Source organism: Haloechinothrix alba (assembly GCF_900188115.1).
Lineage (GTDB): Bacteria > Actinomycetota > Actinomycetes > Mycobacteriales > Pseudonocardiaceae > Haloechinothrix > Haloechinothrix alba.
This window is the reverse complement of record NZ_FZNW01000020.1, coordinates 75,818-102,425: the sequence shown is the minus strand read 5'-3', so window position 1 is coordinate 102,425 and position 26,608 is coordinate 75,818. Positions and strand designations below refer to the sequence as shown.

Genomic DNA, 26,608 nt, shown 5'->3' with positions numbered 1-26,608 from the left:
GTGAACGCGACCGCAGGCGCCTGCCCGGCCGGGACGAACATCACCCCAGCCGGACCAACAACCTGCACGAACTCCGACACACCACCATGATATCGCACACACGTTCGACCACCCCGCAGCGACACGCCGACCACACACAGACACCCGACCCCTCCACAACCCGATGGCGACCCCGGTTGTGTCATCGCCACCGGCGAGGCGTCTTACGAGTCCGGCTGTGCGAGTCGGCCGGTCGGGTCGATTCCCGAGGAGCCTCCCGGCGAGCCCGCGCTGGACCCGGCCGAGCTGTGCACGGTCGACCCCTGTGACGGTGTCGACGACGAGGCGGCCCGGCGTGTTCTCGGCGAGGACGGCGGCGAGAGCGCGGCCGAGATGGCCGAGACGGTGGTGCCCGAGCTGTCGACCGCGTAAACGATCTTGTTCCGGGTATTGCATGCAAGTATAGATGTGTACTTGACGAAACTTGCACTGCTTGGTATAGAAAAAGTGTCGTTCCGGATGATCGTGAAGAGCTCTGCGTCTGGACACGATGAACGGGGTGAGGCGCGATGCGGGACAACACGCCACCGGCACCGGACAGGGACGCGTTCGGCCGGGTCGTCTACGGCGATCCGGCATGGCTGCGCTCAGAGTTCGACGAGATCGTTTCGATGAACTTCCCGGCAGTGCCCGCGGACGAGTGACCCGGTGAGGCAGGCACGTCCGCGTGGGAGGTGAGGTCTGGTGAACGGTCCCGAGCGGCCACGGATCAGCACGTCGCTGGACGCGGCGGCGAGGGAGGTCCGCAACGCCATCCAGCATGTCGAGATCGAGGAGGTGCCCACCCACGTCGAGCTGCGCGACGCCGGGTGGCACCTGACCCATCTGAGCGGGGACCTCGCCGAGCTGGTGGCGATTCTTGGCGAGCAGGCAAGCCGGTACGGCGAGCAGAACGTGCTCACCGAGGTCTCCGGCCAGGACCCTGGCCCCACGGTTGCCAGGGCCTACCGCGAGCTTGCCACGGCGCGGAAGGCACTCGAACAGGCGGAGGCCGCCGCGCGGGAGTACTACACGGCGATCAGCAGGGTGTATCCGGCCGTCACCCCCGATGCGGCAGGTGATGTCCCATGAGCACTCGCGGTCCTGAGCGTGACCCGTACGCCGTGCTCGGTGTGAGCCCGGACGCCACGCAGCGCGAGATATCCAGCGCCTACCGCCGCCTGGTGCGGGGCCTGCATCCGGACGGTCCGGGCGGCGATACCGGAAAGCTCGGCGAGGTGGTGGACGCCTACGAGACGTTGCGCGACCCCGGACGCCGGGCCGACCACGATCGTGCCCGGCGCGCCGGTTCCCGCGAGGCCCGGCGCGCCGGTTCGGATCCGACCGACGTGCCCGTGCGCGTGCACCGCACGCCCCGGCAGCAGGAGCCGGATGTTCGGGCCGGTCCGGTCCGCAGGCACCGCTGAGCCCGACCCCGCCGCCCTGCCGTCGACCCGAGCCGTCGACCCCTGGTCGACGACCTCCGCGTCGGCGATGGCCCTCCCGGTGCCTTCCGTGGCACTATCAAGGGCTACTACTGACGAGTAGCCAGCCGTGTGGGAGGTCGACCGTGGGTCGTGTGTTCGAGTCCGTTGGCGTTGTCGGTCTGGGCACCATGGGTGCCGGCATCGCGGAGGTGATCGCCCGCAGCGGGATCACCGTCGTCGGGGTGGAGATCGACGACGAGGGGGTGTCCAGGGCGCGCTCGCACATCGAGTACTCCACCTCGCGCGCGCTGGCCAAGGGCAAGCTCGAGGGGGCGGACCGGGACGCGTTGCTGGAACGCATCCGGTACACGACCTCTCTCGCCGACCTCGCGGACGTGGACCTGGTGATCGAAGCCGTGCCGGAGAGTCCCGAGCTCAAGGCGGAGATCGTCGCCGAGCTGGACACGATCACCCGTCCGGACGTCATCCTCGCCTCGAACACCTCCTCGCTGTCGGTCACCGAGCTCGGGGTGCACACCACGCGTCCCGACAAGGTCATCGGGATGCACTTCTTCAACCCCGCGCCGGTGCTGACGTTGATGGAGGTCGTCCGGACCGTGGTGACCGACCCGCAGGTCGTCCCCGATGTGGAGGCCTTCGCCGAGCGCATCGGCAAGACCCCCGTCGTGACCGGGGACCGCGCGGGCTTCATCGCCAACGCCCTGCTGTTCGGCTACCTCAACCACGCCGTGCGCATGTACGAGCAGCGCTATGCGACCCGGGAGGATCTGGACGCGGCGATGCGTTACGGCTGCGGGTACCCGATGGGGCCGCTCGCGCTGCTCGACCTCATCGGCCTGGACACAGCCTACGAGATCCTGGAGTCGATGTACCGCCAGTCGCGGGACCGCCTGCACGCGCCCGCGCCACTGCTCAAGCAGATGATCTCGGCGGGCCTGCTCGGCCGCAAGAGCGCACGCGGCTTCTACACCTACGAGGAGCCGGACTCGCCGACGGTCGTCCCAGACGCGCGCTCGGCAGGCGACGCCGTCCAGGCCGGGTCGGCACGCCCTGTGCACACGGTCGCCGTCGTCGGAACCGGCACCATGGCGCGCGGGATCGTGGAGGTCTTCGCCAAGCGCGGCTACGACGTCCTGCTGCGGGCCCGCTCCGTGCCCAAGGCCGAGGAGGCGATCGAGGCCGTGCGCAGGTCGCTGGACAAGGCGGTGTCCAAGGGCAAGCTCGCCCAGTCCGACGCCACCGACGTGCTGGCCCGCATCACCCCTGTCGTCGAGTTCTCCGCACTGGCCGAGGCCGATCTGGCCGTGGAGGCCGTGGCCGAGGACATCGACATCAAGCGGGAGGTGTTCGCCTCGCTCGACGCAGCCGTCAAGCAGGGAGCGGTGCTCGCGACGACGACATCCTCGCTGCCGGTGATCGAGTGCGCGGCCGCGACCTCCCGGCCCGGTGACGTGATCGGGATGCACTTCTTCAACCCGGCGCAGGTGATGAAGCTCGTCGAGGTGGTGAGCACCGTGGCGACCGAGGCGGATGTGGCCGCGACGGTCCGCGAGGTGTGCGCCAAGGCGGGCAAGCACCCGGTCTCCTGCGGCGACCGCGCGGGTTTCATCGTCAACGCGTTGCTGTTCCCGTACCTCAACGACGCGGTGAAGATGCTCGAGGCGCACTACGCGGAGGCCGCCGACATCGACACGGCGATGAAGGTCGGCTGCAACCTGCCGATGGGGCCGTTCGAGCTGCTCGACGTCGTCGGACTGGACGTGTCGTTGGCGATCCAGCGCACGCTCTACGACGAGTTCCGGGAGGCGGGCTTCGCTCCGGCACCGCTGCTCGAGCAACTGGTCACCGCGGGACGCCTCGGCCGCAAGACCGGCAAGGGATTCTGGGACTACGGCTGAGGGTTACCCGGAAGTCCTGGAGCCGGTCCGGGCTGATGCCCGTCGCCCGGACCGGCGCTGCCTCGCACGCGAGAAGGTACGTTCGTGACATGACTGTGCCTCGGGTGGACACGGATACCGCTCACCTGGCCGAGGTCGTGCCCTCGCTGCTGGCCGCGCTCGGGGCGGACGGGTTCGACAACACGCTGGAGCTGCCGCGGTCGTCGTCGGCGTGCGTACTGCTCATCGACGGGTTGGGCGCCGAGCTGCTCGAGGAGCACGCTGCCGACGCGCCAACGCTGCACGCCCTGCGCGCCGGGACGTTGCACGTCGGGTTCCCGTCGACCACAGCGGCGGGCCTCGCCGCGGTGGGTACGGGCGCGCAGTCCGGTGAGCACGGCATGGTCGGGTACTCCTTCGAGCTCGGCGAGCACGGGGTGGTCAACGCCCTGCGCTGGAACCAGCACCCCTACGGGCGCGACCTCCGCGCCGAGCTGAGCCCCGAGGAGATCCAGCCGCTGCCGACCGCGTTCGAACGGGCCCGGCGGGACGGTGTCGACGTCCACGTCGTCTCGGCAGCGGCGTTCTCCGACTCGGGCCTGACGCGCGCCGTGCTGCGCGGTGCGCCCTACACCGGCGTGCACGGCGTCGGGGACCTGGTGGCGTCGACGGCCGAGGTGCTCGCGGCCGGACCCGGCCTGTGCTACGCGTATCACGCCGATCTGGACTTCATCGGGCACCTCTACGGGCCGGGTTCGCTCGCCTGGCGCATCCAGCTCCGCCAGGTGGACAGGTTCGTCGCGTCGCTGCTCGAGGAGTTGCCACCGGCGACGACGCTGGCCGTCGTCGCCGACCACGGCATGGTCGCCGTCGACGACACCGCGGTGGACGCCGACAGCACACCCGCGCTGGCCACGGGCGTGCGCGCGCTGGGCGGGGAGGTGCGGGCCCGGCACGTCTACGCGGAGGCGGGCGCGGCGGCCGATGTCCTGGCGGCCTGGCGGGAGACGTTGGGCGAGCGGGCGTGGGTGCTCGAACGGAAGGCCGCGATCGAGGCAGGCTGGTTCGGTCCCCGGGTCGGCGACCAGGCCCGGAAACGCATCGGCGATGTCGTGGTCGCCGCACGCGGGCAGTCCGGCGTGCTGCGCGGGTCGGAAGAGCCCATCGAGTCCTCGCTGCGCGGGCATCACGGCTCGGTGACCACTGCCGAGCAACTCGTGCCACTCTTGCTCGCGCACCGGTAGTGCCACTCCGGCACGCCGGCCTGCGAACGGCACCGCCCCGTGCGCGTTACCGTCGAGTGCATGCCGCGTCGTAACCGACCCAGCCGCTCCCGCAAGAAGGCGCACGCCGAACGGCCTCTCGCGTCGGGGTGGGGTACGACGGAGTCGGGAACCGACGGTGACTGGATCGTGCGCAACGTCCCGGGTTCCGGTGCGGCCAAGCTGTACCGGTGCCCGGGGTGTGATCATGAGATCCGGCCGGGAACACCGCATATCGTGGCCTGGCCTGCCGACTCGACCGGGTCCGTCACCGAGCGCAGGCACTGGCATTCGGGATGCTGGCGGGCACGGGACCGGCGGGAGCCACCGCGCGGGTGGTGAGGGTCGCTCCCGTGACGCGCACGAGAGGAAGCGGAGTTCATGAGCACGACACCCCTTGTACTGTTGCACGCCTTTCCGCTGGACTCGCGGATGTGGGACGGGCTCACCGAGCCGCTCGCGCGCCGCGCACGGCTGATCACCCCGGACCAGCGGGGGCTCGGTACGGCCACGCTGCCGGATACCGGGGCGGCGCCGAGTCTGGACGACGCGGCCGATGACGTCCTCGCCCAGCTCGACCAGCTCGGTATCGACCGGGCTGTGGTCGGGGGCTGCTCGATGGGCGGCTACCTGACCATGGCCGTGCTGCGTAAGGCCCCGGAACGTGTCTCGGGGCTGGTGTTCATCGACACCAAGGCCGGCGCCGACACCGACGAGGCGCGCGCCAACCGGCTGACCACGGCCGAACGTGTGATGCGGGAGGGGCACCAGGGCTGGCTGGCGGAGAACATGATGTCCGTCCTGGTCGGCCCCACCACTCACGCCGAGCGTCCCGAGGTGCTCGCCCGGGTGCGGGAGCTGGTCGACGCGCAGCCGCCCGCCGGTATCGCCTGGGCGCTGCGCGCCATGGCCGACCGGCCCGACTCGACAGCGACGTTGCGCGCGGCCGATGTGCCCGCCCTGGTGATCATGGGTGCAGAGGACCAGCTCACACCGATGGCGGAGGCCACGGCGATGGTGGACGCGCTGCCGAACGCCACGCTGGCCACGGTGCAGGGGGCCGGGCACCTGAGCCCGCTGGAGGATCCGGAGTCGGTGGCCAAGACCGTGCTCGACTGGCTGCCGTGAGCCGCGCACGGCCCTGCCGAGGCGCCACCGGGCGAGCCGGCACGCACCGATCGTTGTCCGGTTGGTGCGGTATATACCGTTCCGGTAGCGTGAGTCGGAGCACAGCGGTCCGCTCGGGCGCGCCCCGCCGCGCGGCCGCCGCAGGCGGGTGTCGCGGGTGAGCGTGCGGGCTCGTCAGGACTACCTGCGGTGACGTCGACGCCCGGCTGCCGAGCCGCGGGTACGTGACAATCCCAACCGGCGCGTCCCCGTGAAATCGACGAAAGCTAGGATCGCCTCAAGTCGCGGGACCGGCGGTGCGCCGTGCGCGCGGACGAGGTGGCGAACAGAGCAGAACTGCAGGAGGCAGGAGTGACGGCAGTAACCCCCCAGCCGATTGCGACGCGGCCGGCCCCGGCCCCGACCGGGCCGAAGGGTTCGTACCTTCTGTCCCTGTTCAAGACGACCGATCCCAAGCAGATCGGCATCATGTACACGGTCACGGCGTTCGCCTTCTTCATGCTCGGCGGCGCGATGGCCATGCTCATCCGTACCGAGCTGGTGGACCCCGGTTTGCGGTTCCTGTCGGCGGAGCAGTACAACCAGCTGTTCACCATGCACGGCACGATCATGCTGCTGCTCTACGCGACGCCGATCGTGTTCGGGTTCGCCAACATGGTCCTCCCGCTGCAGATCGGGGCGCCGGATGTGGCCTTCCCCCGGTTGAACGCCTTCTCCTACTGGCTGTTCCTGTTCGGCGGCCTCATCGTCATCTCGGGCTTTCTCAGCCCGGGAGGTGCCGCCGACTTCGGCTGGTTCGCCTACACCCCGCTGTCCAACGAGATCAACTCCCCGGGGGTCGGTGGCGATCTGTGGATCACCGGGCTCGTGGTCAGTGGTCTCGGCACCATCCTGGGTGCGGTCAACATGATCACGACGATCGCGTGCATGCGCGCGCCGGGCATGACGATGTGGCGGATGCCCATCTTCTGCTGGAACATCCTCGTGACCAGCATTCTCATCCTGCTCGCGTTCCCGATCCTGACCGCGGCCCTGTTCGGGCTGCTCGCCGACCGGCAGCTGGGCGCCAACGTGTTCGACCCGGCCAACGGCGGGGTCATCCTCTGGCAGCACCTGTTCTGGTTCTTCGGCCATCCCGAGGTCTACATCGTGGCGCTGCCCTTCTTCGGGATCATCTCGGAGGTCGTCCCGGTCTTCTCCCGCAAGCCGATCTTCGGCTACAAGGGCCTGGTCTTCGCCACGCTTGCCATCGGCGGGTTGTCCGTCGCCGTGTGGGCGCACCACATGTACGCGACCGGCGCGGTGCTTCTGCCGTTCTTCTCCTTCATGACCTTCCTGATCGCGGTGCCGACCGGCGTGAAGTTCTTCAACTGGATCGGCACGATGTGGAAGGGCAAGCTGACCTTCGAGACGCCGATGCTGTTCTCCGTCGGCTTCATGGTCACCTTCCTGCTCGGCGGGCTGACCGGCATTCTGCTGGCCGCGCCCTCCATCGACTGGCACGTCTCGGACAGCTACTTCGTGGTCGCGCACTTCCACTACGTGCTCTACGGCACGATCGTGTTCGCCACGTTCGCCGGGATCTACTTCTGGTTCCCGAAGATGACCGGCCGGATGCTGGACGAGCCGCTCGGCAAGGTGCACTTCTGGCTGACCTTCGTCGGTTTCCACCTGACGTTCCTCGTGCAGCACTGGCTGGGCAACGAGGGCATGCCGCGGCGGTATGCGGACTACCTGGAAAGCGACGGCTTCACCACGCTGAACGTGGTCTCCACGATGGGCGCCTACATCCTCGGCCTGTCCACGCTTCCGTTCCTGTGGAACGTGTTCAAGAGTTACCGGTTCGGCGAGGTGGCCAATATGGACGACCCGTGGGGGCACGGGGCGTCGCTGGAGTGGGCGACCAGCTCGCCGCCGCCGCGGCACAACTTCACCGAACTGCCGCGGATCCGCTCCGAGCGTCCCGCGTTCGAGTTGCACTACCCGCACATGATCGAGCGGTTGCACAGCGAAGGGCACATCACCTTCACCGGGAAGACGCTGCCCCATGCCGCGGCGCCGGAGACCCCCTCGGAGGGGCTGGCCGACGCCGTGGACCCGGATACGAACACCACCGATGAGGCGGATCCCGATACGAAGTGAGCACCACACCTGTCCTGATCACCACGACCGGACCCGACAAGCCAGGCGTGTCCTCGGCACTGTTCGCCGTGCTGACCCGGCACGACGTCGACGTGCTCGACGTGGAACAGGTCGTCATCCGTGGGCAGCTCGTACTCGGAGTGCTCGTGGACGTGGACAACGATCCCGAGGCGCTGCAGGAGTCGGTCGAGCAGGCGATGGCCACGGTCGCGATGCGCGTGGACGTGCGCATCGGATCGGAGATCGGGGACGACCCGTTCGCTCCGGGCAGGAGCGACTCCAGCCACGTCGTTGTGGTGCTCGGCCGTCCGGTGACGGCGCGGGCCTTCAGTGAGGTCGCCCGCAGGCTGGCCGTGCTCGACGTGAACATCGACTCGATCCGCGGCGTCGCAGACTACCCGGTGACCGGGCTGGAGATGCACATCTCGGCCCCGGACAGCGCGGAGGGCAACGGTGTCCAGTCCGATGCCGACCTGCGGGAGGCGCTGGCCGACGTCTCCGCGAAGGAGAACGTGGACATCGCAGTCGAGCGGGAAGGGCTGGCACGCCGCGCGAAGCGCCTCGTGGTCTTCGACGTGGACTCCACGCTGATCCGGGGTGAGGTCATCGAGATGTTGGCTGCCCACGCCGGTGTCGAGGACGAGGTCGCCCGCATCACCGAGGCGGCCATGCGGGGCGAGCTGAACTTCACCGAGTCGCTGGAACGCAGGGTCGCGCTTCTCAGGGGTCTGCCGGAAAGCGCGCTCGACGAGGTCGCCGACGCGATCACGCTGACCCCGGGAGCGCGCACCACGATCCGCACGCTCAAACGGCTCGGCTTCCGCTGCGGGGTGGTATCCGGCGGGTTCACCCGGATCATCCAGGGTCTTGGCGACGAGCTCGGGCTGGACTTCATCGCGGCGAACGAGCTGGAGATCGTGGACGGGACGATCACCGGCCGCGTCCTCGGCGAGCCGATCGACAGGGCGGGCAAGGCTCGTGCCCTCGAGCGGTTCGCCGACGAGTACGAGATCCCGCTGACCCAGAGCGTCGCGGTGGGCGACGGCGCCAACGACATCGACATGCTCTCCGCAGCCGGTATGGGGGTGGCGTTCAACGCCAAACCCGCGTTGCGGGAGGTGGCCGACACCAGCCTGAGCTACCCGTACCTGGACGCCGTGCTGTTCATGATGGGCGTTACCCGAGCCGAGATCGAAGCCGCAGACGCCGAGGAAGGCCTCGAGCTGATCCGCCCGTAGCGGCCGGCCTCACGCCTCGCCTTCGGCCTTCCACACCACGTAGGCCTCGTCGGCCTCGGTGGTCATGGCCTCGATGAACCGCTCGTTGTCGAACCCCGGCAGGGTCTGCAGCCGCTCGATGAGCGCATCGGCCGCCGGGTCGCTGCTCGGCACGGCCGTGCCCGTACCGTCGCTGCCTGCGAGCATCAGGAACACGTCCTCGTCCCAGGGGCTGTCCGGCATGACCCTGATGATGACCGCTGAAAGCTCATCCCAGTTGACCGCCTCCTTGCTGCCGTCAGCGAGCTGACGGCGCACTCCCGTGTCGTCCACGGTGACCGCGCGGGACTGTGCTGTCGGGGGATCCTGAGACAACGATGGCTCCTTCTCGGTGACTGCCGGCATACCGTAACGCGGCGGCTTCAGGGTGTTTACGCCGGGTGCCCTCCGTGTTCGTCCCGCTCGCCGGCGAGTACGGCACCCGCGTGGCAGCGCATCACCCCGCCTCGGTGCCGCTACCGGCAGGCCGGGTGCCCGCCTGCTCATCGAGCCGGCGAAGGGCTGCCCGGACGACCTCGGGGTCGGTCGTCTGCCAGAACGGCGGGAGCGACGCGCGCAGGAACCCCGCGTACCGCGCCGTGGCCAGCCGGGAGTCGAGTACCGCGACCACCCCGCGGTCGGTACTCGTGCGATGCAGCCGTCCGGTGCCCTGGGCGAGCAGCAGCGCGGCGTGGGTGGCCGAGACGGTGAGGAAGCCGTTGCCGCCCCGCGCCTCCACCGCGCGCTGGCGTGCGGACTGGACCGGGTCGTCCGGGCGAGGAAACGGGATCCGGTCCACCACCACCAGTTGCAGCGAGTCGCCGGGAACGTCGACGCCCTGCCACAGCGACAGCGTGCCGAACAGGCAGCTCGCGGGGTCCTCGCTGAACGAGTTGACCAGCAGGCCGGTCGCGTCGTCCCCCTGGCAGAGGATCGGGTACTCGACACGCTCCCGCAGGGCCTCCGCGGCCTGCTTGGCCGCCCGCATCGAGGAGAACAGCCCCAGCGTGCGGCCGCCCGCGGCCTCGACAAGCGAGGTGAGCTCGTCGAGAAGCTGCTCGCCGAGCCCGTCCCTTCCGGGCGGCGGGAGGTGCTTGGCCAGGTACAGGATGCCGTTGCGGGCGTGGTCGAACGGCGAGCCGACATCGAGCGCGTTCCAGCTGATCCGGTCGCTGTCGGTGGGCGCGGCTACCTCGGTGGCGGTGCCGCTGTCCCGCGCCGCCCGGGGTGCACTGCCGCCGGAGCCGTCTCCGGGGCCGTTTCCGGGGCCGTCTCCGGAGCCGTCTCCAGGGCCCGCTCCTGGGCCCGCTGGGGGCAGTCCCCACCTGCGGGCGAGCGGCTCGAACGAGCCACCGAGTGCCAGGGTGGCCGAGGTGAGCACCGCGGTTCGGGCGCCGAAGACGCGGTCCCTGAGCATACCCGCGACGGAAAGGGGCGCCACCCGCAACGTCGGGGCGCGGCGGCCTTCGCCGCCCGGCTCGCCGCTGGACCACACGACGTCACGCCGCTCGGCGAGCGGGGGTTCGAACGACTCGAGGATGCGGACACAGGTGTCGTGGACCTCCTCGAGCAGCGTGCGCGCGAGCTTGCGGGCGGTTTCCTCGGAGATCTCCTCCTTGCGCTCGGTGCCGAGCGCGGTCAGGCAGGCGTGCGCGGCGTCGCGCACGGCGGGAACCGCGCCTGCGAGGTTCTCCGGCAGGGTGTCCAGCCTGCCTGCCGGGAGATCGTCGAGAACCATGGTCAGCCCGTCGGCTGCCTCCATCAGGCGGTCGGCGATCTCGGCGTCGACGAGCCTGCCGCACCGCTTGGCCGCGGTCGTGATCATCGCGCTGGTGAGCTCTGCCGTCGCCACGGAGGTGACCCGGTCGACCAGGTCGTGTGCCTCGTCGATGATCACCAGTCCGTGCTCGGGCAGCACCTGGTGCTCCTGCAGCGCGTCGATGGCCAGCAGCGCGTGGTTGGTCACCACCACATCCGCGCGGCCGGCCTCCGCGCGGGCGTGCTCGGCGAAGCAGTCGGTGCCGGACGGGCACCGGGTCGCGCCGAGGCACTCGCGCGCGCTGACCGACACCTGGCGCCACGCCCTGTCCGATACCCCGGGCACCAGTTCGTCCCTGTCACCGGTCAGCGTCTGGCCCGCCCATTCGTGCAGCCTCGAGACCTCCCTGCCGACGCGGGATGCGGCGAACGGGTCGAACAGGCCGTCGTCGGGCTCCTCGGGCGCACCGGTGTCGATGCGGTGCAGGCAGAGGTAGTTCCCCCGCCCCTTGAGGATGGCGAACTCCGGTTCCCTGCCGAGCGACTCGGCGAGCGCGGCCGAGAGCTTGGGCAGGTCGCGGTCGACGAGCTGGCGCTGTAGCGCGATGGTCGACGTGGAGACGACGACCGTGCTGTCCCGCTCGACCGCGTGCCGGATCGCCGGTACGAGGTAGGCCAGTGACTTGCCGGTACCGGTTCCGGCCTGCACCGCGAGGTGCTCGCCGGTGCGGATGGCGTCGTGGACGGCATCGGCCATACGGACCTGGCCGTCCCGTTCGGTCCCGCCGAGACTCGCCACCGCCGTGGTCAGCAGCTCGCGGACGGTGGGAAGGGTGGACGATGTCTCCGGCACGGTATGCAACGTTACCGCCGCGCGTCCCGCGGCCGACGACCCCGGGTGAGCACTCGACCGGGTGTAGTCCCGTCATGACGGACCAATGCGGCCGGGACGTGGGCCATAGTGTGGTCATGGCTCAAGCGATACGGAACCGGTTCGCGGTCGTGGCTGCCTGCGCGCTCGTCGTCGCGTCGTTGACCGGGACGACCTCGGCGGCCGAGACGACCGGGCGGGCCAGCGAGCATGCGTCCCAGCCACCGGAGTCCCCGGCATCGCCGGTGTCCGCGGCGTCGGTCGGTAGCGTCGACGCCGTGATCGATGGGCAGCGGGTACGGCAGGACCCGATCGCGCCGTGCGAGGTGGACGGTCAGCGCGAAGCGGAGTCCGGCGCGGTTTCGGTGGACCCTGTCGCAGGCTTCGGGCGGGGCAGCAGCCGGTGCCGCATGGACACCGAGGGGTCCGGTGCCGCCGAGGCCGAGACGTCCGGGCGTGCTTTCACCAGCAGGGTGTTGCGGAGGTACGGAGGCCCGCTGCTGCGCGTCTCGTCCTACTCGGCGAGCTGCCGGACGGTGGACAGGGGCAGCGAAGGCAGCGTCGAGCTGCGCGGCGTGCGCGGCATCGACGTGCCGTCGGACATCCCGTCGAACCATACGGTACTGATTCACGGTCCCGACGAGTCGCAGCCGCCGCTGGCGCGGGTGACCGTCAACGAGATGGTCACACCCAGCCCGCCGGACGGGAGCATGACGCTCAACGCGATGCGCATCGAGCTCTTCCCGGAGGGCGGCCCGGACAGCGGGGAGATCGTGGTCGGGTCGGTCAGCTGCGACCCGTTCGGCTAGCGGGCGCCGCCGGGGACGGCCGCCGTCGCGAACCTCAGGCTGGCGTGGTCCGGGGTCGCCGGAAGGGGTCGGGATTGCCCGCGCTGTGTGGTGGTCACCCCCGTGGTGGCGGCCGCGACGGTCGCAGCACCCGGGCAACGCGCGCGTTCGCAGTGAGGTGAACGATGCGGGAGAGCCGTGCAAGGGGGTCCGGCATGTCCACGAGCGGCGCCGGTGGAACACGGCGGGTCCCGTCCCGGAGCGCGGATACCCATGAGTGACGCCCAGCAGGACGGCGGCGCGTCGCGGCGCTGAGCCATCCCGTGCTCCGCACCGAACCACGCCAGCCGGAGGTCGACCTGCGGTTCACGGCCTCGCGCGACCGTGGCCGGTGCGTTGGGCTCGGGCCTCGAGGACGAGGACACGGTGCGTCAGGCCGCCTACGGTTACCGGGACCGGCAGCGACAGCGGCAACGCCGCACCGAGGAGTGATCGGGCGCCCAGCACGAGCGTCCAGAACGGACGCCCAGAACGGACTCTCAGCCTGCGGGCGCTGCGATCTCCGTCGGTAGCTGCGCCAGGCTACGGTCCAACTCGTCAGGGGCCCATCGCCGGACCACGGTGAAGACGTGCCCGACGTCCTCGCGCGTCCTGTCCGTGTCCATGGTGCCGGTGAGCCGGTCGACCTCGGCGAAGAACCGATCCGGCTCGGTACGCTCGGCGTGGGTGCCGGTCGCCAGCGCCGACCGGAGCTCGGACGGGAGTCCGGCCGCGAGATCGTCGGCTTGGCGGCCGGTGATGTTCTCAGCCAGGACACCGAGGACGGCCTCGGTCAGTTCCCGGGACCGTTCGAGACTGTCCGCACTGGTCAGTTGCCGGACCTGCGCGAGCAGGGTCTCCGCGTCGGCACTCAGACCGATGATGGACGGGGCCATCGACGTGAACTCCTGGGGTACGTTCTCCAGCAACCGGCGTAGCTGGTCCGCGGGAACGGATTCGCACACCACGCCGAACGCCGCGTAGGCGCACCGGCGGGCCTCGGGAGTATCGGCGGTCCCTGCGAGCTCACCAACCCGGATGACGAACTCCTCCACGGAGCGTTCCGGAGCGGGGAACGCGGGTTCGATGGTGGTGAGCTCCGCGGGGAGCCGACCGCGCAGCTGGGCCATCGAGTCCGGGGCGATCTCGCTCATCGCCTGGACTGTCGCGGCCAACATCCTTTCGGCCCGTTCCCGGTCGACCTGCCCCCGGTGCTGTAGCTCGTCGAGCATCTCTTCGTGCCGCACGCCGGCGAACTCCCTTCCAACGCGTGACGGCCGCGCCTGATACCTGCGCTCTCTGCGATGGGTAGCCGCGTGGACGAGGACGGAAACATCGCTACGAGAGGTGGGAGCACGGGGTGTTTCGGACCTGTGAGCCGGGTACCCGGCTCAAGGGTTCCGTGCGCGCCCGGGCGTTCATGGAATCAAGACCCCGTCGATTCAACAGGTAGTCGGCGGGGTCGTATTTCAGGTGACTGTGCGGAGGTAGGGCGTTATGACGACGACGCCGAATCCAGGTGGGGTGGAGGCGGCGCTGGCGAACATGGCGCGGGACCTGCTTGCTCAGGATACCGTGCCGGAAACGCTGGAGCGGATCGTGGCGCACGCGGTGGACCTGGTCGACGGCTGTGAGGGTGCGAGCATCCTCGTCACGGCTACGACGGGGGCGCGGACGTTGGCTGCCACCGACGACAACGCGCGCGCATCGGACCGCGTGCAGGGTGAGCTCGGTGAGGGACCGTGCTTCGACGCCGCCCGTCACGGACGCGAGGTTTACCGGATCACTGATATGACAGCCACCGTGGACCGGTGGCCCTCGTACGCGCCGAAGGCCCGCGACCTCGGCATCGGCAGCGCGCTGGGCTTCCTGCTGTTCACCGAGGCCGAGAACCTCGGTGCGTTGAACCTGTACTCCGGGAAGCCGGGTGCGTTCGACGATCGGTCCGAGCAGATTGGATGGTTACTCGCCTCGCACGCCGCGGTAGCGTTCGCCAACGCGCGTACCGACGCGCAGCTGCACGAGGCGTTGGCGACGCGCACCGATATCGGTGAGGCACTCGGCATCATCATGGAACGCTACGTGCTGGCCGAGCACGACGCGTTCGCCGTGCTGACCAAGGCCTCCCAGGACCACAACATCAAGGTGCGCGATCTCGCCCGCACGATCACCGAGACCGGGGAGGTACCCGGCGCACGCGGAGATCGTCGTGGGCGATGAACGCGCTGCGGTGGGTGGCCCGGACGTTTGCTGCCCGCGACCGCCCGGGAACCCGTGCGGCGAGGGAAAGCGACAGCATCAGTCTCGCCACACTGAGAGGTAGTGATGACCGGATTCTTCGGTCCTGGGCAGGAAGGCGGTAGCCCCTTCGATCAGTTCCTCGCGCAGTTCTTCGGAGGCGGCGGGCCCAGCGGTGGGTCCAGTGGCGGTCCAGGACGGCGCGCGTACTCGGTGGATGTCACCCGGCTGATGAGCGAGCAGGCACGCGCGCTCGTCTCCTCTGCTGCCAAGTGCGCTGCCCAGTGGGGCAACGACGTACTCGACACCGAGCACATGCTGTGGGCGGCGACCCGGACTCCGGGAAGTAGGGAGCTGCTCGAACGCGCCGGGGCCGACCCGGACGTCATGGCGCGCGAGATCGACCAGGGCGTGCGCAAGGGCGAGCACAGCCAGCAAGCGGTCACCCTGAGCCCCGGAGGCAAGCGGGTGCTGCTGGACGCCCACCAGGTCTCGCGCGGGCTGGGCACCAGCTACATCGGACCCGAACACATCCTGCTCGCGATGACCGCGGGCGCCGAGTCGGCAGCAGGCCAGATACTGGCCCGCCACGGGGTCAGCCCGGAGGGGATGCAGCAACCGCAGGCGAGCGAGGCGCAGGGACCCGGTGGGCAGCGCACGGAGCGCTCCAAGACCGCGACCCTGGACCAGTTCGGACGTGACCTCACGGCCCTGGCCGCGGACGGGTCGATCGACCCCGTCATCGGCAGGGACGACGAGATCCAGCAGGCCGTCGAGGTCCTGTCCCGGCGCACGAAGAACAACCCGGTGCTCATCGGCGAGGCCGGTGTCGGTAAGACGGCGATCGTCGAAGGGTTGGCACAGCGCATCGCCGACGGCGAGGTTCCCGACCTCCTCGCCAAGCGCAGGGTGATGCAGCTCGATCTGGGTGCGATGGTCGCCGGAACGCGCTACCGCGGTGATTTCGAGGAGCGGATGACGAACCTGCTCGACGAGATCCGCAACCACCGCGACGAGCTGGTGGTGTTCATCGACGAGCTGCACACGGTGGTCGGTGCCGGAACGGACGGTGCCTCGTCCACGCTGGGCGCGGCTGACATGCTCAAGCCGGCCCTGTCCCGCGGCGAGCTGCACGTCATCGGCGCGACGACTCTGGACGAGTACCGCTCCAACATCGAGAAGGACGCCGCGCTGGAGCGCCGTTTCCAGCCGATCCTCGTGCCCGAGCCGAGCACGGAGGACACCCTCGCCATCGTGCACGGCCTGCGGGACCGGTACGAGGCGCACCACCAGGTGCGTTTCACCGACGAGGCACTCGAGGCCGCCACCACGCTCTCCGACCGCTACATCACCGACCGGTTCCTGCCCGACAAGGCCATCGACCTGATCGACCAGGCGGGCGCGAGGGTCCGGGTTCGCCTCGGCAGGCGAACCGACTCGGTTCGGGAGCTCGAGGAGACCCGGGACCAGCTGGTCCGCGACCGCGACCAGGCGGTGAGCGAGGAGAACTACGAGCGGGCCTCGACGCTGCGCGACGAGATCAAGCAGGTCCGTGACCGTATCGAGAGCGCGCGGAGCCAGGATGGTGGCCCGCCGGCCGGCGAGGTGACCGCCGAGGATGTCGCCGAGGTGATCTCCCGGCTGACCGGGATCCCGGTCAGCCAGCTGACGAAGGAGGAACGCGAGCGGCTGCTCAACCTCGAGGAGCAGCTGCACGGCCGGGTCGTCGGCCAGGACGAGGCCGTCAACGCGGTCGCCGAGGCCGTGCGGAGGTCCCGTTCGGGGCTTGCCGAGCCGGACCGGCCGTCCGGGAGCTTCCTGTTCCTCGGCCCGACCGGGGTCGGCAAGACCGAGCTCGCACGTGCGCTCGCGGAAGGCCTCTTCGGTCACTCCGACCGCATGATCAGGATCGACATGAGCGAGTACGGCGAACGCCACACGGTGAGCAGGCTCGTCGGCGCGCCGCCGGGCTACGTCGGCTATGACGACGCCGGCCAGCTGACCGAGTCGGTCCGCAGGAAACCGTACTCCGTTGTGCTGCTCGACGAGATCGAGAAGGCCCATCCCGAGGTGTTCAACGTCCTGCTCCAGGTGCTCGACGACGGGCGGCTGACCGACGGCCGGGGGCGCACGGTGAACTTCACCAACACCGTGCTGATCATGACGAGCAACCTCGGCTCGGAGCTGGTGACCAGCAGTACCCAGGGCGCGCTCGGGTTCGCCACCGTCCGCGAGGAGGAGGGCGAGCAGACCTTGCGCGATCGCCTCATGCGCAAGCTGCGGGACGAGTTCCGGCCGGAGTTCCTCAACCGGATCGACGAGGTCGTGGTGTTCCGGCGCCTGGAGACCGCGCAGCTGCGCGAGATCACCGAGATGATGCTGACGGAGACCAAGCGCCGGGCCCGCGCGCAGAACGTGGAGTTGCGGTTCGACCCGGAGGCGGTGGACTGGCTCGCGAACGCGGGCTACCAGCCCGAGTACGGGGCACGGCCGCTGCGCCGGACCATCCAGCGCGAGGTCGGAACCGAGCTCTCCCGGTTGCTCCTGGACGGCACGGCTCCGCCGGGTTCGGTGGTGCGGGTCGGCGCCGAGAACGGCAAGCTCGACTTCGCCGTGTCCACCGATGCCGCGGAGGCGAGCAGCGGTGAGCCGGGCGCCGGACACGGGTAGGACGTACCCGCGGCGACGATGCGCCTGCTGGCCCGACTCAGCCGGTCGAGTCGGTCCGGGAGGCTTCGGCCACGAACCGCGCGGCCAGATCGCGCAGCTTGATGTTCTCGTGCTGCGAGTGCCTGGTGAGCTCGGCGAACGCCTCGTCGGCTGTGATGTTCTTGGCGGCCATCAGGATTCCCTTGGCCTGGTCGATGACCGGCCGCGACCGCAGCGCGTCGTAGAGCTGGTCGGTGAGCTGCTTGGCCTTCAGGTAACGGCGCATGCTGCGCAGCGTGCCCTCCAGAGCCGTCGTGAACACGTCGAGTACCGTGACCTCCAGCTCGGCGAACCCCTTCTCGGCGCAGCTGTAGAGGTTCAGCGACCCGAAGTACTCGGAGTCGATCCGCAACGGAGCGCTGAGGAAGCTGGTAACCCCCGCCTCTTGTGCTTTCCGGTGGAACTCGGGCCACAGTCGCTCCGGATCGTGGTCGCGCGAGCTGACGACGGTCTCGCTGGTGGCCGCGAGCAGGCACGGCCCGGCCCCGGCCTCGTACTGCACCGCATCGATGTCCAGGGCGGATTGGCCGGTGGACGCCGCGGTCGTCGGCTTGCCGTCCTCGAACATGCTCACGCTGGCCATGGTCGCGTCCGGGAGCGCGCGGATGGCTTGCTGGCATACGCGATCCAGCGTCACGGTGAGGCTCTGTTCCTCGTCGATCACGGCGAACAGGGCATCGAGTGCCGTCGTCGCCTCGTCGAGCACGTCGTGCTCGACGACGTCACTCGGACGGGTCCCGCCCTCCGGTTTCATGAGTTTGCCTTCCTCCGCGACGGGCAGCCGCGCTGCAGGTCCTTGCGCACCCGGCGCGAATCTTTCGGCGGGCTACTGACGGGCGACACTCGCCAGCGACCCGTTAATGATCCTACCAGCCGCGATGGCGGCCCTACCGCGTTCACGTGGCTCAGCGACACCGTGCCGGACGAACCGGATGATGCCGAGGCAACGAGACGAGCAGTGAACGCGGGTGTGTAGTTCGCGAACGGCGGGTAACCGGACCGGACGAGGGACGGCCCTGGGGCGATCAGAGCGCGGAGTCGGCTGAGCCGGCGGGTGCCGAGCGTGACTCCGGGGCAGAGGAGCAGGCCGTGCGCGTGGAGGGGGAGGAGTCCGCGAGCGTACGGACCTCCGCCCGGGAGTCCTCACGGTGAAGGTCGCCTCGGGATGAGAGTGTACGGCCGCCGGGTCGGCCCCACTGATCCAACACTGTGGACGGTCCGCGCTCCCTCACGTGCGCCGCAAGGCCTTCTCCAGCTGTGCCTTGGTCATCTTCGAGCGACCGCTGATGTTCGCCCGGCGAGCGTCCTCGTAGAGCTGCTCCTTCGTGCGGCCGGCGGGGCCGTATCGATTGCCGGAGCGGATACCGCCGCGGCGGTGCGAGGAAATGTCCTCAGTAGACGTTTCACTCTGCTGGGTCGCGTGCCCCGAGCGGGCGCGCTCCTTGTTCACGGTGCGCGCGGCGATCTCCTCCGCGCGCTCGGTGCTCATGCCGCGTTGCTCGGCTTGCTGCTTGATGTGTTGGTACTGGCGCTCCTGCTTGGCGTTCCACGCTTGCTGTGGCACGGCGATCCCTTTCTGTCTCGATTGCCGACGTGCGGTAGTGCGCGAACTCGAGGCTCGGCCGGCTCGACAGCCAGCACCTTGGTCAGCCCGTCGAGGCCGGCCTTCGCCGCGCAGTAGGTGAAGCGGACATCGAGTCCACCGCCGGCGAGAGCGGCGGCGGTCGCTCGCCCGATGCCGGAGTCCGAGCCGGCCGCGAGCCACCGCCGTGCACCCGCCGCGGAAGATGATCCCGGTACCGTGCCACTCATGAGGGATCCGGTGCCGGATCCCTCATGGCGTTGTTCCGTTGCCCGGGGGCCGCTATTGATCCGACTGTTCGGAGCGCACGTCCCGCTCGGAACGCGCGGCCTCCTGGCGGGCACGTTCGGCCTCTTCGGACTTCTCCGATGCCTCCATCTGGGCTTGGCCCTTTTCCTGCTGTGCCTTGCCCTCACGTTCCGTGGAGTCATCGCCCAAGAGCGTCGCCGCGGTCTCCTTGACGCGGCCCTTGATGTTCTCGATGGCGCCTTTGACGCCTTCGTTGCTGCCGTTCTGGTCAGCCATCGTCGACCTCCTTCACGGTGGTTCCGCCCATGGGCCTACCCGCTGGGTACGGCCGGCAAACCGAGAACCGTCCGCAGTGAACAGAGAACAAGCGTGGCTATGCCCGAACGATGGATAACAGGGACAGAAGTGTCGTCGGGTCGATCCGTACGCCTGTTACTTGCCGGGCAGGCGCTGTCGCACCCGCCGCTTCACGGCGCGTACTGCGGCGTCGACGGCCCTGCTCGCGCCTACCCGTATGCCCGATAGGGGCACCCGCCTCGACACGCTCGTTATCGTCGTGTTATCAAGGGAAGTGGTTGAGCCCTACAGCCAAGGCACACCTTCGGGGATGCTTGTGCAGGTGGGGCCGGCCCTTCATCGATGGTCACGCGGTCACCCCCGAGCTTCCTCGGAGAGTTTCCGATTTATAGGGAGGTTCCCGTGGCCGCGCCGACAATCGCGAGTGCTGCTACGTCACGTACTCTCTTCGATGCTCCCGAAAGCACTGCCGGGGTAAGCGGGGTCCGGCAAGCGGAGCGCGCACACAGGGCTCGGCTACTGTGGCTCTGGACATCCCATCCGGACGGGGAATCCAGCGTGGTCCACGTGATGGGCGAGGTCGATGCCGCTACAGCGCCGGATCTGGACGAGCTTCTGGCGCCGCGCCTGGTATCCAAGGTTCATTCCCTGGTGATCGACCTGTCTCGAGTGCGCTTTCTGGGTGCTGCCGGAGTCCATGTCCTGGTCCAAGCCGCTCTGCGTGCCGAACACCAGGGTATGAGTCTCCGGCTGGTCACCGGGCCCCGCTGCGTCGAGCGGGCCTTACGCGCGGGGGGAATTCGCGTGGAGCATCTCCACGCCTCGGCGGACGGCATCGTGACGCTGCGAGCTGACGACATCCGCCTCGCGTGAGGCGGATGCCCGCAGTGTTGGGCGAACCGACACCCCGTGTCGGGCAGTGTGGCATCCTGTGTCGGGCCTCCCGACACGCTTCGTTGGTCAGCCCGTACCACCGCATCGACGATCACGGGCGTGGCGCGCGGTACCGAGCGGTTCATTCCACCGTACGGAGCGGATCGTGGCCGAGGTCCATGAGCTGGTGCCGCCACGCCGAGTCACCCGCCGCCGGCTCGAGATCGTCACGGCGTTCGGCGCGCACACGGTCGATGACGTGACGCATCACGATCAGATCGTCGTCGGTCAGGTCGGCCTTGCGCTTGCGCAGGATGTGCAGCACCTGCTGCCCGGTGACGCTGCCGGCGTGTTCAGGGTCCCGCTCGCTGCGGGGCGAAGCCGACTCGGTGCGCAACCACTCGGCGAGTTCCCTCGAGGACATGTTCACCACCGTGTGGAATTCGTTCCACAACGTCTCATCCGTCATCGATGTCACCTCCGGAGTCAGGTGCGTGGTATCCCGCGGTGCGATCCGTCGCGGATCGCACCCGTATCCGGTGTTCCCACCGAAAGCGCTCGTCACTCAGGAAACCCGCCCGGCATGCCTGAGCCGGCCGATGTCGAAGGAGCCCGGCGCTGGTGTACTCCGCGGCGAGTGCGCTCCTGCGTTCGCCCGGTTTCCGGGAAGCGCGGATCGGGTAAGTCCGAGCCAGCGAGTTCCGGGCACGCCACAGCGGCGTGCACACCGGGAAGGGAGCGGTCATGCTGGTCGAGGGGCGCGAGATCAGCGTCTCGCGAGCCGGAAAGGTCCTCTTCGATGCGGACGGGGTCACCAAAGGCGACGTTGTGCGGTACTACCGGAAGGTCGCCGCTGCGATGCTGCCGCATCTGCGCGGGCGCCCCGTCACGCTGCGCCGCTTCCCGGACGGCATCGACGCGGAAGGGTTCTTCCAGAAGGATGCCTCGGAGCACTTTCCGGAGTGGATCGACTACGTCGAGGTCCCGCTCAGGGAGGGTGGGACGCAGACCGCGGTCGTCGGCTCCGGCGCCGCGACAGTGGTCTACCTCGCCGACCAGGCCACGATCGAGTTCCATGTCTGGCCGGCGACGGTCGGCGCGCTCGGACGGCCGGACCGGATGGTCATCGACATCGACCCGCCACCCGGCGTCTCGCTCGGCGAGTTGCGCAGTGTGACGCGCCGTACCCGGCAGTTGCTCAACGATCTCGGCGTGGAGCCGTTCGTGCAGGCCACCGGCGGTAAGGGTTTTCACGTGGTGGTTCCGTTGGATGCCTCCGCCGGGGACGACACGGTGCGCGAGCTCGCCCGTGCGGTGGCAGAGACCCTGGCCGCGGACGACCCCGAGCGGTTGACCACCGCGCACCGCAAGGAGCGAAGGGGTGGGCGGATCTTCCTGGACACCAACCGCAACACCTACGGGCAGACGTTCATCACGCCGTACTCGCTGCGTTCCCGGCCGGGCGCTCCCGTAGCCGTGCCGCTGGACTGGGACGAGCTCGGCAGGGCGCGACCCAACGGCTGGGACATCAGCAGCGTTCCCAAGCGGCTCGCGCGCAAGCAGGACCCCTGGGCGCGGATACACCGTTTCGCCGCGTCCGCCACGTCAGCGCGGCAGCGACTTGCCGAGCTCACCGGCGTCGCCGAGTGATGGTGTGGCCCGTGGCGCGCTGCTGAGCGGTTTCGCAGGCCCGAGTGCCGGGGAACTTCCCGACAGGGCCCCGTTCGTGCCTGACGAGCGGCCCCGTCTCGCCCGCACCCGGGGAGGGGAGGTGGCGAGAATGTTGAGCCTGATCGCGGCACTGGCCGAGAAGCCGCACCTGCCGATGTACATACCGGCATGTTCGAGGCGGCGTACCTGCTGTGGGTGTTGTACACGCGGGTGTGATCGACCCGGCCGGGTGTGTGGACGAGCGCCGTCCGGTGCCCGACCACGTATGGTTGCCGCCCGACTGTTCCGCGCGACCCCACTAACATGACTACTATTCATGTTCAGCGTGCTCGTGGAACGGGTGGATAGCGAGGTGGCAGGGTGGCGTCAGGAGCCGGGCAGTTCGGGGTCGGCCGCGGTATCGCCGATGTGACCGGGGTGGCCGCGGGCGACGGCATGATGGGCTACTCCAGGCCCCAGCAGCGCACCGCCGGTATTCATCAGCGGTTGCGTGCCCGGGCGTTCGTCGTGGTCGACCACACGTCCGGCCGGCGGATCGCCTTCGTCGTCGCCGACCTGGGGATGATCTTCCAGGCCGTGCACCAGGGCGTGCTCGCCGCGCTCGCGGAGCGCTACGCCGGGCTCTACACCGAACGGAACGTTCTGCTCACCGCGACGCACACGCACGCGGGCCCCGGCGGGTACTCCGACTACGCCACCTACAACCTGGCGATCCCCGGCTTCCGGGAGCGGACCTACCGAGCCGTCGTCGACGGCATCACCGAGGCGATCAGCGCCGCGCACGAGGATGTCCGGCCGGGCTCGATCCGGCTGGGCAGGACCGAGCTGACCGATGCCAGCGCGAACCGGTCGCTACCGGCGTACCTGCGCAACCCCGCGCAGGACAGGGCGCACTTCCCGGGGGCCATCGACCCCGCTGTCACGGTACTGCGGCTCGCCCGGCACGGCACCGACGTCGGGTCGATCAGCTGGTTCGCCACGCACGGCACCTCGCTGACCAACCGCAACCGGTTGATCAGCGGTGACAACAAGGGGTATGCGGCGTACGCCTGGGAACGCGAGCATGCCGGTGTGGACTACCTCGCGGGCGAACCGGGGTTCGTCGCGGCCTTCGCACAGACCAACGCGGGGGACATGTCCCCGAACCTGGACCTGCGACCCGGATCCGGTCCCACCCGTGACGAGTTCGCCAACGCCCGCATCATCGGGCAGCGGCAGTGCTCGGCGGCGATGCGCGCCTACACGGCGGCGGGTGCCTCCTTCGCCGCAGGGCTCGACTGCCGGATGCGTTATGTCGACATGTCAGCGATGACCGTGTCCGGGGAGTACACACCGGACGGCAGGACGCACCGGACGGTGCCCGCGGCCATCGGCTTGCCGACGCTGGCAGGCAGCGTGGAGGACGGTCCCGGCATCGGCATCCCGGAAGGGCTCCGCAATCCCGCGTTCGACGCCTGCGGCCGCCCGCGGTGGGCGGGCGTGCGGGCGCTGACCGGCGAGCAGGCCCCCAAACTCGGTGTCCTGCCTGCGGGGAGGGTCAGGCCGCGGCCGTGGACGCCGGATGTCCTTCCCGTGCAGCTCGTGCGCATCGGAGGGCTCTACCTGGCCGCGGCTCCCGCCGAGTTCACCATCGTGGCGGGCCTGCGGGTCCGGCGCACCTGCGCCCGCGAGCTCGGTGTCGACGTCGACGATGTGGTGTTCCAGGGCTACGCGAACGCCTACAGCCAGTACGTGACCACGCCCGAGGAGTACGACTCCCAGCAGTACGAGGGCGGGTCGACGCTGTTCGGCCGCTACACCCTGCCCGCCTACCAGCAGGAGTTCGCCGCGCTGGCCACCGCGCTGCGTACCGGCGCCGAGCTCGACACCGGGCCGCTCCCGCGGGAGCGGCCCCGACGGCACACCGGTGCGGGCAGGCGGTCCCGCCGCGACCCTGGCGCGGGCTTCGGCGCCGTGCTGAGCGGGCCCAGCGTCCGGTACGCACCCGGAGAGCGCGTCCGCGTCACGTTCGTGACCGGTCATCCCGGCAACGACCCGCGCCGCGGCGGGTCGTTCGTGGAGGTGCAGCGGTGGCTGGACGGCGGGTGGCTACGGCACGCCGATGACGGTGACTGGTCCACCCGGTACCACTGGCACCGGGGGATCATGGGACCGGCCACGGCCACGATCACCTGGGACGTTCCGGAGGACACCCCGGGCGGGCAGTACCGCATCGTGCATCACGGTGACCGCGTCGACGTACCCGGATGCGCGCCGGTCCCGTTCACCGGCACCTCGGCCGCGTTCGATGTGCGTCGCTGAGGGGCGAGCTCACCCGACGCGCGGCCTGCCGACCAGTTCGACGCCCGCGTCGTCGAGCTGCTGGAGGGCATTGTCGACAGTGTCCCGGCTCACTCCCGCGGTGTAGTCGAGCAGCGTGCGAGCGCCGAACCCCTCACGCGCGGCGTCCAGCGACGTCGCGCGCACACAGTGGTCGGTGGCGATGCCGATGAGGTCGACCTCGTCGACGTCGCGTGCCCGGAGCCAGGCGGCGAGAGTCTCCCCACCGCCCTCGGACTCACCCTCGAACCCGGAGTAGCCGTCGCTGTACTGGCCCTTGGAGAACACCTCGGTGATCGGCCCGACGTTGAGCGCGGGATGGAACGAGGCACCCGGGGTGCCCGCTCGGCAGTGCGGGGGCCATGACCGGACGAAGTCCGGCTCGTCGCTGAAATGCGCTCCCGGGTCGATGTGGTAGTCACGGGTGGCGACGATGTGATCGTAGGCGGCGTCGTTGGCCAGGAACGTCGAGATGTCCCCGGCGAGCATCGCCCCACCGGCGACGGCCAGCGAGCCTCCCTCGCAGAAGTCGTTCTGCACATCGACGATGATCAGTGCGCGAGCCATGGCTGTGACCTCCCTGTGGGGTCGGGTCGTACGCCGGTCCGCCGGCGAGGCACTGCCCGGGGCATCCGGCCAGGGCTGGATCGGGCCGGTGGACCACTAGCCGAACACCGTCGCGATGGCCGGTTCGCCCCTGGAGAGCTTGAGGCCCTCCCAAGGCAGGCTCACCAGCCTTGTGCGAAGGCGATTCCTGCTGTCCTCCAGGGTAGAGAGGTCATCGACGGGTCTGCCACCACGCATCAGCGCGGTCGGCACGACCTGGTCGTGTGGACCCGTGCTGGGTGCCTCACCCGCCGGGTGCACGACTTCCTCCCTGGCCGTTCCGGTGCTCTTGAGCCGTCGCACCGCCGACTTCCGGCCGCCGCGGGACTCCTTGTGCTCGCTGCGCTTGGTCACCGGCTTCCCGTTGACCTCCACGAGCTTGTAGACCAGGTTCGCCGTGGGGGCGCCGGAGCCGGTCACCACGGAGGTGCCGACACCGAACGCGTCGACCGGCTCGGCGCGCAGTGCGGCGATCGCGTGCTCGTCGAGGTCGCCGGAGACGATGACGCGGGTGTCCCGCGCGCCGAGGGAGTCAAGCTGCTCCCTGGCTTGCCGGGCCAGCACCCCAACGTCGCCGGAGTCGATGCGGATCGCACCGAGCTCGGGTCCTGCTACCCGGATGGCGGTGTCGATTCCCACTGAGATGTCGTAGGTGTCCACCAGCATGGTCGTATCCGTGCCGAGTGCGGCCACCTGTGCACGGAACGCGTCCTCCTCGGTGTCGTGCAGCATCATGAACGCGTGCGCGACGGTGCCGCGGGTGGGGATGCCGTACCGCCTGCCCGCCTCCAGGTTGGACGTGGCGGCGAACCCGGCGAGGTAGCTGGCGCGCGCAGCGGCGACGGCGGCGTACTCGTGGGTGCGCCTGCCGCCCATCTCGATCAGCGGTCTGCTCTTGGCGGCCGAGCTCATCCGCGCCGCGGCCGAGGCGACCGCGCAGTCGTGGTTGAACACCGACAGCACCAGGGTCTCCAGCAGCACAGCCTGGGCGAACGGGGCGTGCACCGTGAAGATCGGCGATCCGGGGAAGTACAGCTCGCCCTCCGGGTAGCCGTCGATGTCGCCTGTGAACTCGAAGTCGGCGAGCCAGTCCACCGTGGATCGGTCGGCGACGCCTGCGGACTCGATGTGGGCGAGCTCGGCGTCGGTGAACCGGAACTCGGTGATCGCCTCGAGCGCGCGGGCGGTGCCCGCCACGACGCCGAACCGGCGCCCTTCGGGCAAACTGCGCGCGAACACCTCGAACACGCAGTCGCGGTCGGCACTCCCGCCGTGTAGCGCGCTGGCGAGCATGGTGAGCTCGTAGTGGTCGGTCAGCAACGCCGTGCTCGGTGCGGGCAGCTCCTCCTGCTGGGCCATGAGGATCACGGTACGCGGGTCGGCGGTTGGCCTGCTGCCGGGAATCGTCATCCGGACGTGGCCGCTCGGCGGAGCGACCTCGGGCGTTGCATGCCTATCGCGCCGTGCCACCATGGAA

Annotated in this window: 24 protein-coding genes; 15 read left to right on the top strand and 9 right to left on the bottom strand. The window is 69.6% G+C overall.

What is annotated here, in order from left to right; all coding sequences use genetic code 11:
- The first annotated feature begins 548 nt into the window (after positions 1-548).
- The 9 genes from CHB84_RS23830 (at position 549) to serB (ending at position 9,113) form a co-directional block, all read left to right on the top strand.
- Positions 549-683, top strand: coding sequence for a hypothetical protein (locus tag CHB84_RS23830; protein ID WP_281251775.1), 135 nt, complete (start codon positions 549-551; stop codon positions 681-683).
- Between the two features lie 40 nt (positions 684-723).
- Positions 724-1,110: a hypothetical protein gene (locus CHB84_RS18355; protein ID WP_089302878.1), complete on the top strand. Its 387-nt coding sequence runs from the start codon at positions 724-726 to the stop codon at positions 1,108-1,110.
- A complete protein-coding gene (locus CHB84_RS18350; protein WP_089302877.1) occupies positions 1,107-1,445 on the top strand; it encodes a J domain-containing protein in 339 nt (112 codons plus the stop codon). Before CHB84_RS18355 ends, CHB84_RS18350 begins: the two co-directional genes overlap by 4 nt.
- 143 nt (positions 1,446-1,588) lie before the next feature.
- Positions 1,589-3,364 (top strand): 3-hydroxyacyl-CoA dehydrogenase family protein, encoded by a 1,776-nt coding sequence (locus CHB84_RS18345; RefSeq protein ID WP_089302876.1) that lies wholly within the window; start codon positions 1,589-1,591, stop codon positions 3,362-3,364.
- Positions 3,365-3,453: 89 nt separating this feature from the next.
- The gene (locus CHB84_RS18340; RefSeq protein WP_089302875.1) at positions 3,454-4,587 is read left to right on the top strand and encodes an alkaline phosphatase family protein; all 1,134 of its coding nucleotides are present in this window, start codon (positions 3,454-3,456) and stop codon (positions 4,585-4,587) included.
- A gap of 60 nt (positions 4,588-4,647) precedes the next feature.
- Complete coding sequence (locus CHB84_RS18335) at positions 4,648-4,947, top strand: hypothetical protein (protein WP_089302874.1); 300 nt, start codon at positions 4,648-4,650, stop codon at positions 4,945-4,947.
- Between the two features lie 39 nt (positions 4,948-4,986).
- A complete protein-coding gene (locus CHB84_RS18330) occupies positions 4,987-5,733 on the top strand; it encodes an alpha/beta fold hydrolase (protein ID WP_089302873.1) in 747 nt (248 codons plus the stop codon).
- A gap of 351 nt (positions 5,734-6,084) precedes the next feature.
- Positions 6,085-7,875 carry an aa3-type cytochrome oxidase subunit I gene (gene ctaD / locus CHB84_RS18325; protein WP_089302893.1) on the top strand — a complete coding sequence of 597 codons (1,791 nt, stop codon included), beginning with the start codon at positions 6,085-6,087 and terminating at the stop codon, positions 7,873-7,875.
- Positions 7,872-9,113, top strand: a complete 1,242-nt coding sequence (serB, locus tag CHB84_RS18320) for a phosphoserine phosphatase SerB (protein WP_089302872.1) — start codon at positions 7,872-7,874, stop codon at positions 9,111-9,113. The genes ctaD and serB overlap by 4 nt, the downstream gene beginning before the upstream one ends.
- A 9-nt stretch (positions 9,114-9,122) precedes the next feature.
- Here serB and CHB84_RS18315 read toward each other — a convergent pair whose 3' ends face one another.
- The gene (locus CHB84_RS18315; protein ID WP_425432317.1) at positions 9,123-9,497 is read right to left on the bottom strand and encodes a hypothetical protein; all 375 of its coding nucleotides are present in this window, start codon (positions 9,495-9,497) and stop codon (positions 9,123-9,125) included.
- A 91-nt stretch (positions 9,498-9,588) separates the two neighbouring features.
- Positions 9,589-11,742: an ATP-dependent DNA helicase gene (locus CHB84_RS18310; RefSeq protein ID WP_245818822.1), complete on the bottom strand. Its 2,154-nt coding sequence runs from the start codon at positions 11,740-11,742 to the stop codon at positions 9,589-9,591.
- Positions 11,743-11,858: 116 nt separating this feature from the next.
- Between CHB84_RS18310 and CHB84_RS18305 the strand changes: the two genes are divergently transcribed.
- Positions 11,859-12,569 (top strand): hypothetical protein, encoded by a 711-nt coding sequence (locus CHB84_RS18305; RefSeq protein WP_141134728.1) that lies wholly within the window; start codon positions 11,859-11,861, stop codon positions 12,567-12,569.
- Positions 12,570-13,087: 518 nt separating this feature from the next.
- On the opposite strand, the gene CHB84_RS18300 is transcribed toward CHB84_RS18305, so the two are convergent.
- The gene (locus CHB84_RS18300) at positions 13,088-13,834 is read right to left on the bottom strand and encodes a DUF2267 domain-containing protein (RefSeq protein WP_089302870.1); all 747 of its coding nucleotides are present in this window, start codon (positions 13,832-13,834) and stop codon (positions 13,088-13,090) included.
- Positions 13,835-14,084: 250 nt separating this feature from the next.
- Between CHB84_RS18300 and CHB84_RS18295 the strand changes: the two genes are divergently transcribed.
- The gene (locus CHB84_RS18295; protein WP_089302869.1) at positions 14,085-14,807 is read left to right on the top strand and encodes a GAF and ANTAR domain-containing protein; all 723 of its coding nucleotides are present in this window, start codon (positions 14,085-14,087) and stop codon (positions 14,805-14,807) included.
- A gap of 105 nt (positions 14,808-14,912) precedes the next feature.
- Entirely contained in the window at positions 14,913-17,495 is a 2,583-nt protein-coding gene (locus tag CHB84_RS18290) for an ATP-dependent Clp protease ATP-binding subunit (RefSeq protein ID WP_089302868.1), read from the top strand.
- 37 nt (positions 17,496-17,532) lie between these two features.
- Here CHB84_RS18290 and CHB84_RS18285 read toward each other — a convergent pair whose 3' ends face one another.
- The 3 genes from CHB84_RS18285 to CHB84_RS18275 form a co-directional block, all read right to left on the bottom strand.
- Complete coding sequence (locus CHB84_RS18285) at positions 17,533-18,288, bottom strand: GAF and ANTAR domain-containing protein (RefSeq protein ID WP_089302867.1); 756 nt, start codon at positions 18,286-18,288, stop codon at positions 17,533-17,535.
- Between the two features lie 474 nt (positions 18,289-18,762).
- A complete protein-coding gene (locus tag CHB84_RS18280; RefSeq protein ID WP_089302866.1) occupies positions 18,763-19,098 on the bottom strand; it encodes a plasmid stabilization protein in 336 nt (111 codons plus the stop codon).
- 300 nt (positions 19,099-19,398) lie between these two features.
- Positions 19,399-19,641 carry a CsbD family protein gene (locus CHB84_RS18275; protein ID WP_089302865.1) on the bottom strand — a complete coding sequence of 81 codons (243 nt, stop codon included), beginning with the start codon at positions 19,639-19,641 and terminating at the stop codon, positions 19,399-19,401.
- 588 nt (positions 19,642-20,229) lie between these two features.
- Here CHB84_RS18275 and CHB84_RS23030 point away from each other — a divergent pair.
- The gene (locus tag CHB84_RS23030) at positions 20,230-20,535 is read left to right on the top strand and encodes an STAS domain-containing protein (protein ID WP_176440031.1); all 306 of its coding nucleotides are present in this window, start codon (positions 20,230-20,232) and stop codon (positions 20,533-20,535) included.
- Between the two features lie 142 nt (positions 20,536-20,677).
- Here CHB84_RS23030 and CHB84_RS18265 read toward each other — a convergent pair whose 3' ends face one another.
- Positions 20,678-21,004, bottom strand: coding sequence for a DUF3140 domain-containing protein (locus tag CHB84_RS18265; protein ID WP_089302863.1), 327 nt, complete (start codon positions 21,002-21,004; stop codon positions 20,678-20,680).
- 275 nt (positions 21,005-21,279) lie between these two features.
- On the opposite strand from CHB84_RS18265, the gene ligD reads away from it, so the two are divergent.
- Complete coding sequence (ligD, locus tag CHB84_RS18260) at positions 21,280-22,185, top strand: non-homologous end-joining DNA ligase (RefSeq protein WP_089302862.1); 906 nt, start codon at positions 21,280-21,282, stop codon at positions 22,183-22,185.
- A 381-nt stretch (positions 22,186-22,566) separates the two neighbouring features.
- Positions 22,567-24,507, top strand: a complete 1,941-nt coding sequence (locus CHB84_RS18255) for a neutral/alkaline non-lysosomal ceramidase N-terminal domain-containing protein (protein WP_245818821.1) — start codon at positions 22,567-22,569, stop codon at positions 24,505-24,507.
- Between the two features lie 9 nt (positions 24,508-24,516).
- Here the strand turns inward: CHB84_RS18255 and CHB84_RS18250 are convergent, their stop codons facing one another.
- Together CHB84_RS18250 and CHB84_RS18245 are read right to left on the bottom strand one after the other, a co-directional pair.
- Positions 24,517-25,092 carry an isochorismatase family protein gene (locus CHB84_RS18250; RefSeq protein ID WP_089302861.1) on the bottom strand — a complete coding sequence of 192 codons (576 nt, stop codon included), beginning with the start codon at positions 25,090-25,092 and terminating at the stop codon, positions 24,517-24,519.
- Positions 25,093-25,188: 96 nt separating this feature from the next.
- The gene (locus CHB84_RS18245) at positions 25,189-26,490 is read right to left on the bottom strand and encodes a nicotinate phosphoribosyltransferase (protein WP_089302890.1); all 1,302 of its coding nucleotides are present in this window, start codon (positions 26,488-26,490) and stop codon (positions 25,189-25,191) included.
- Positions 26,491-26,608 lie beyond the last annotated feature (118 nt).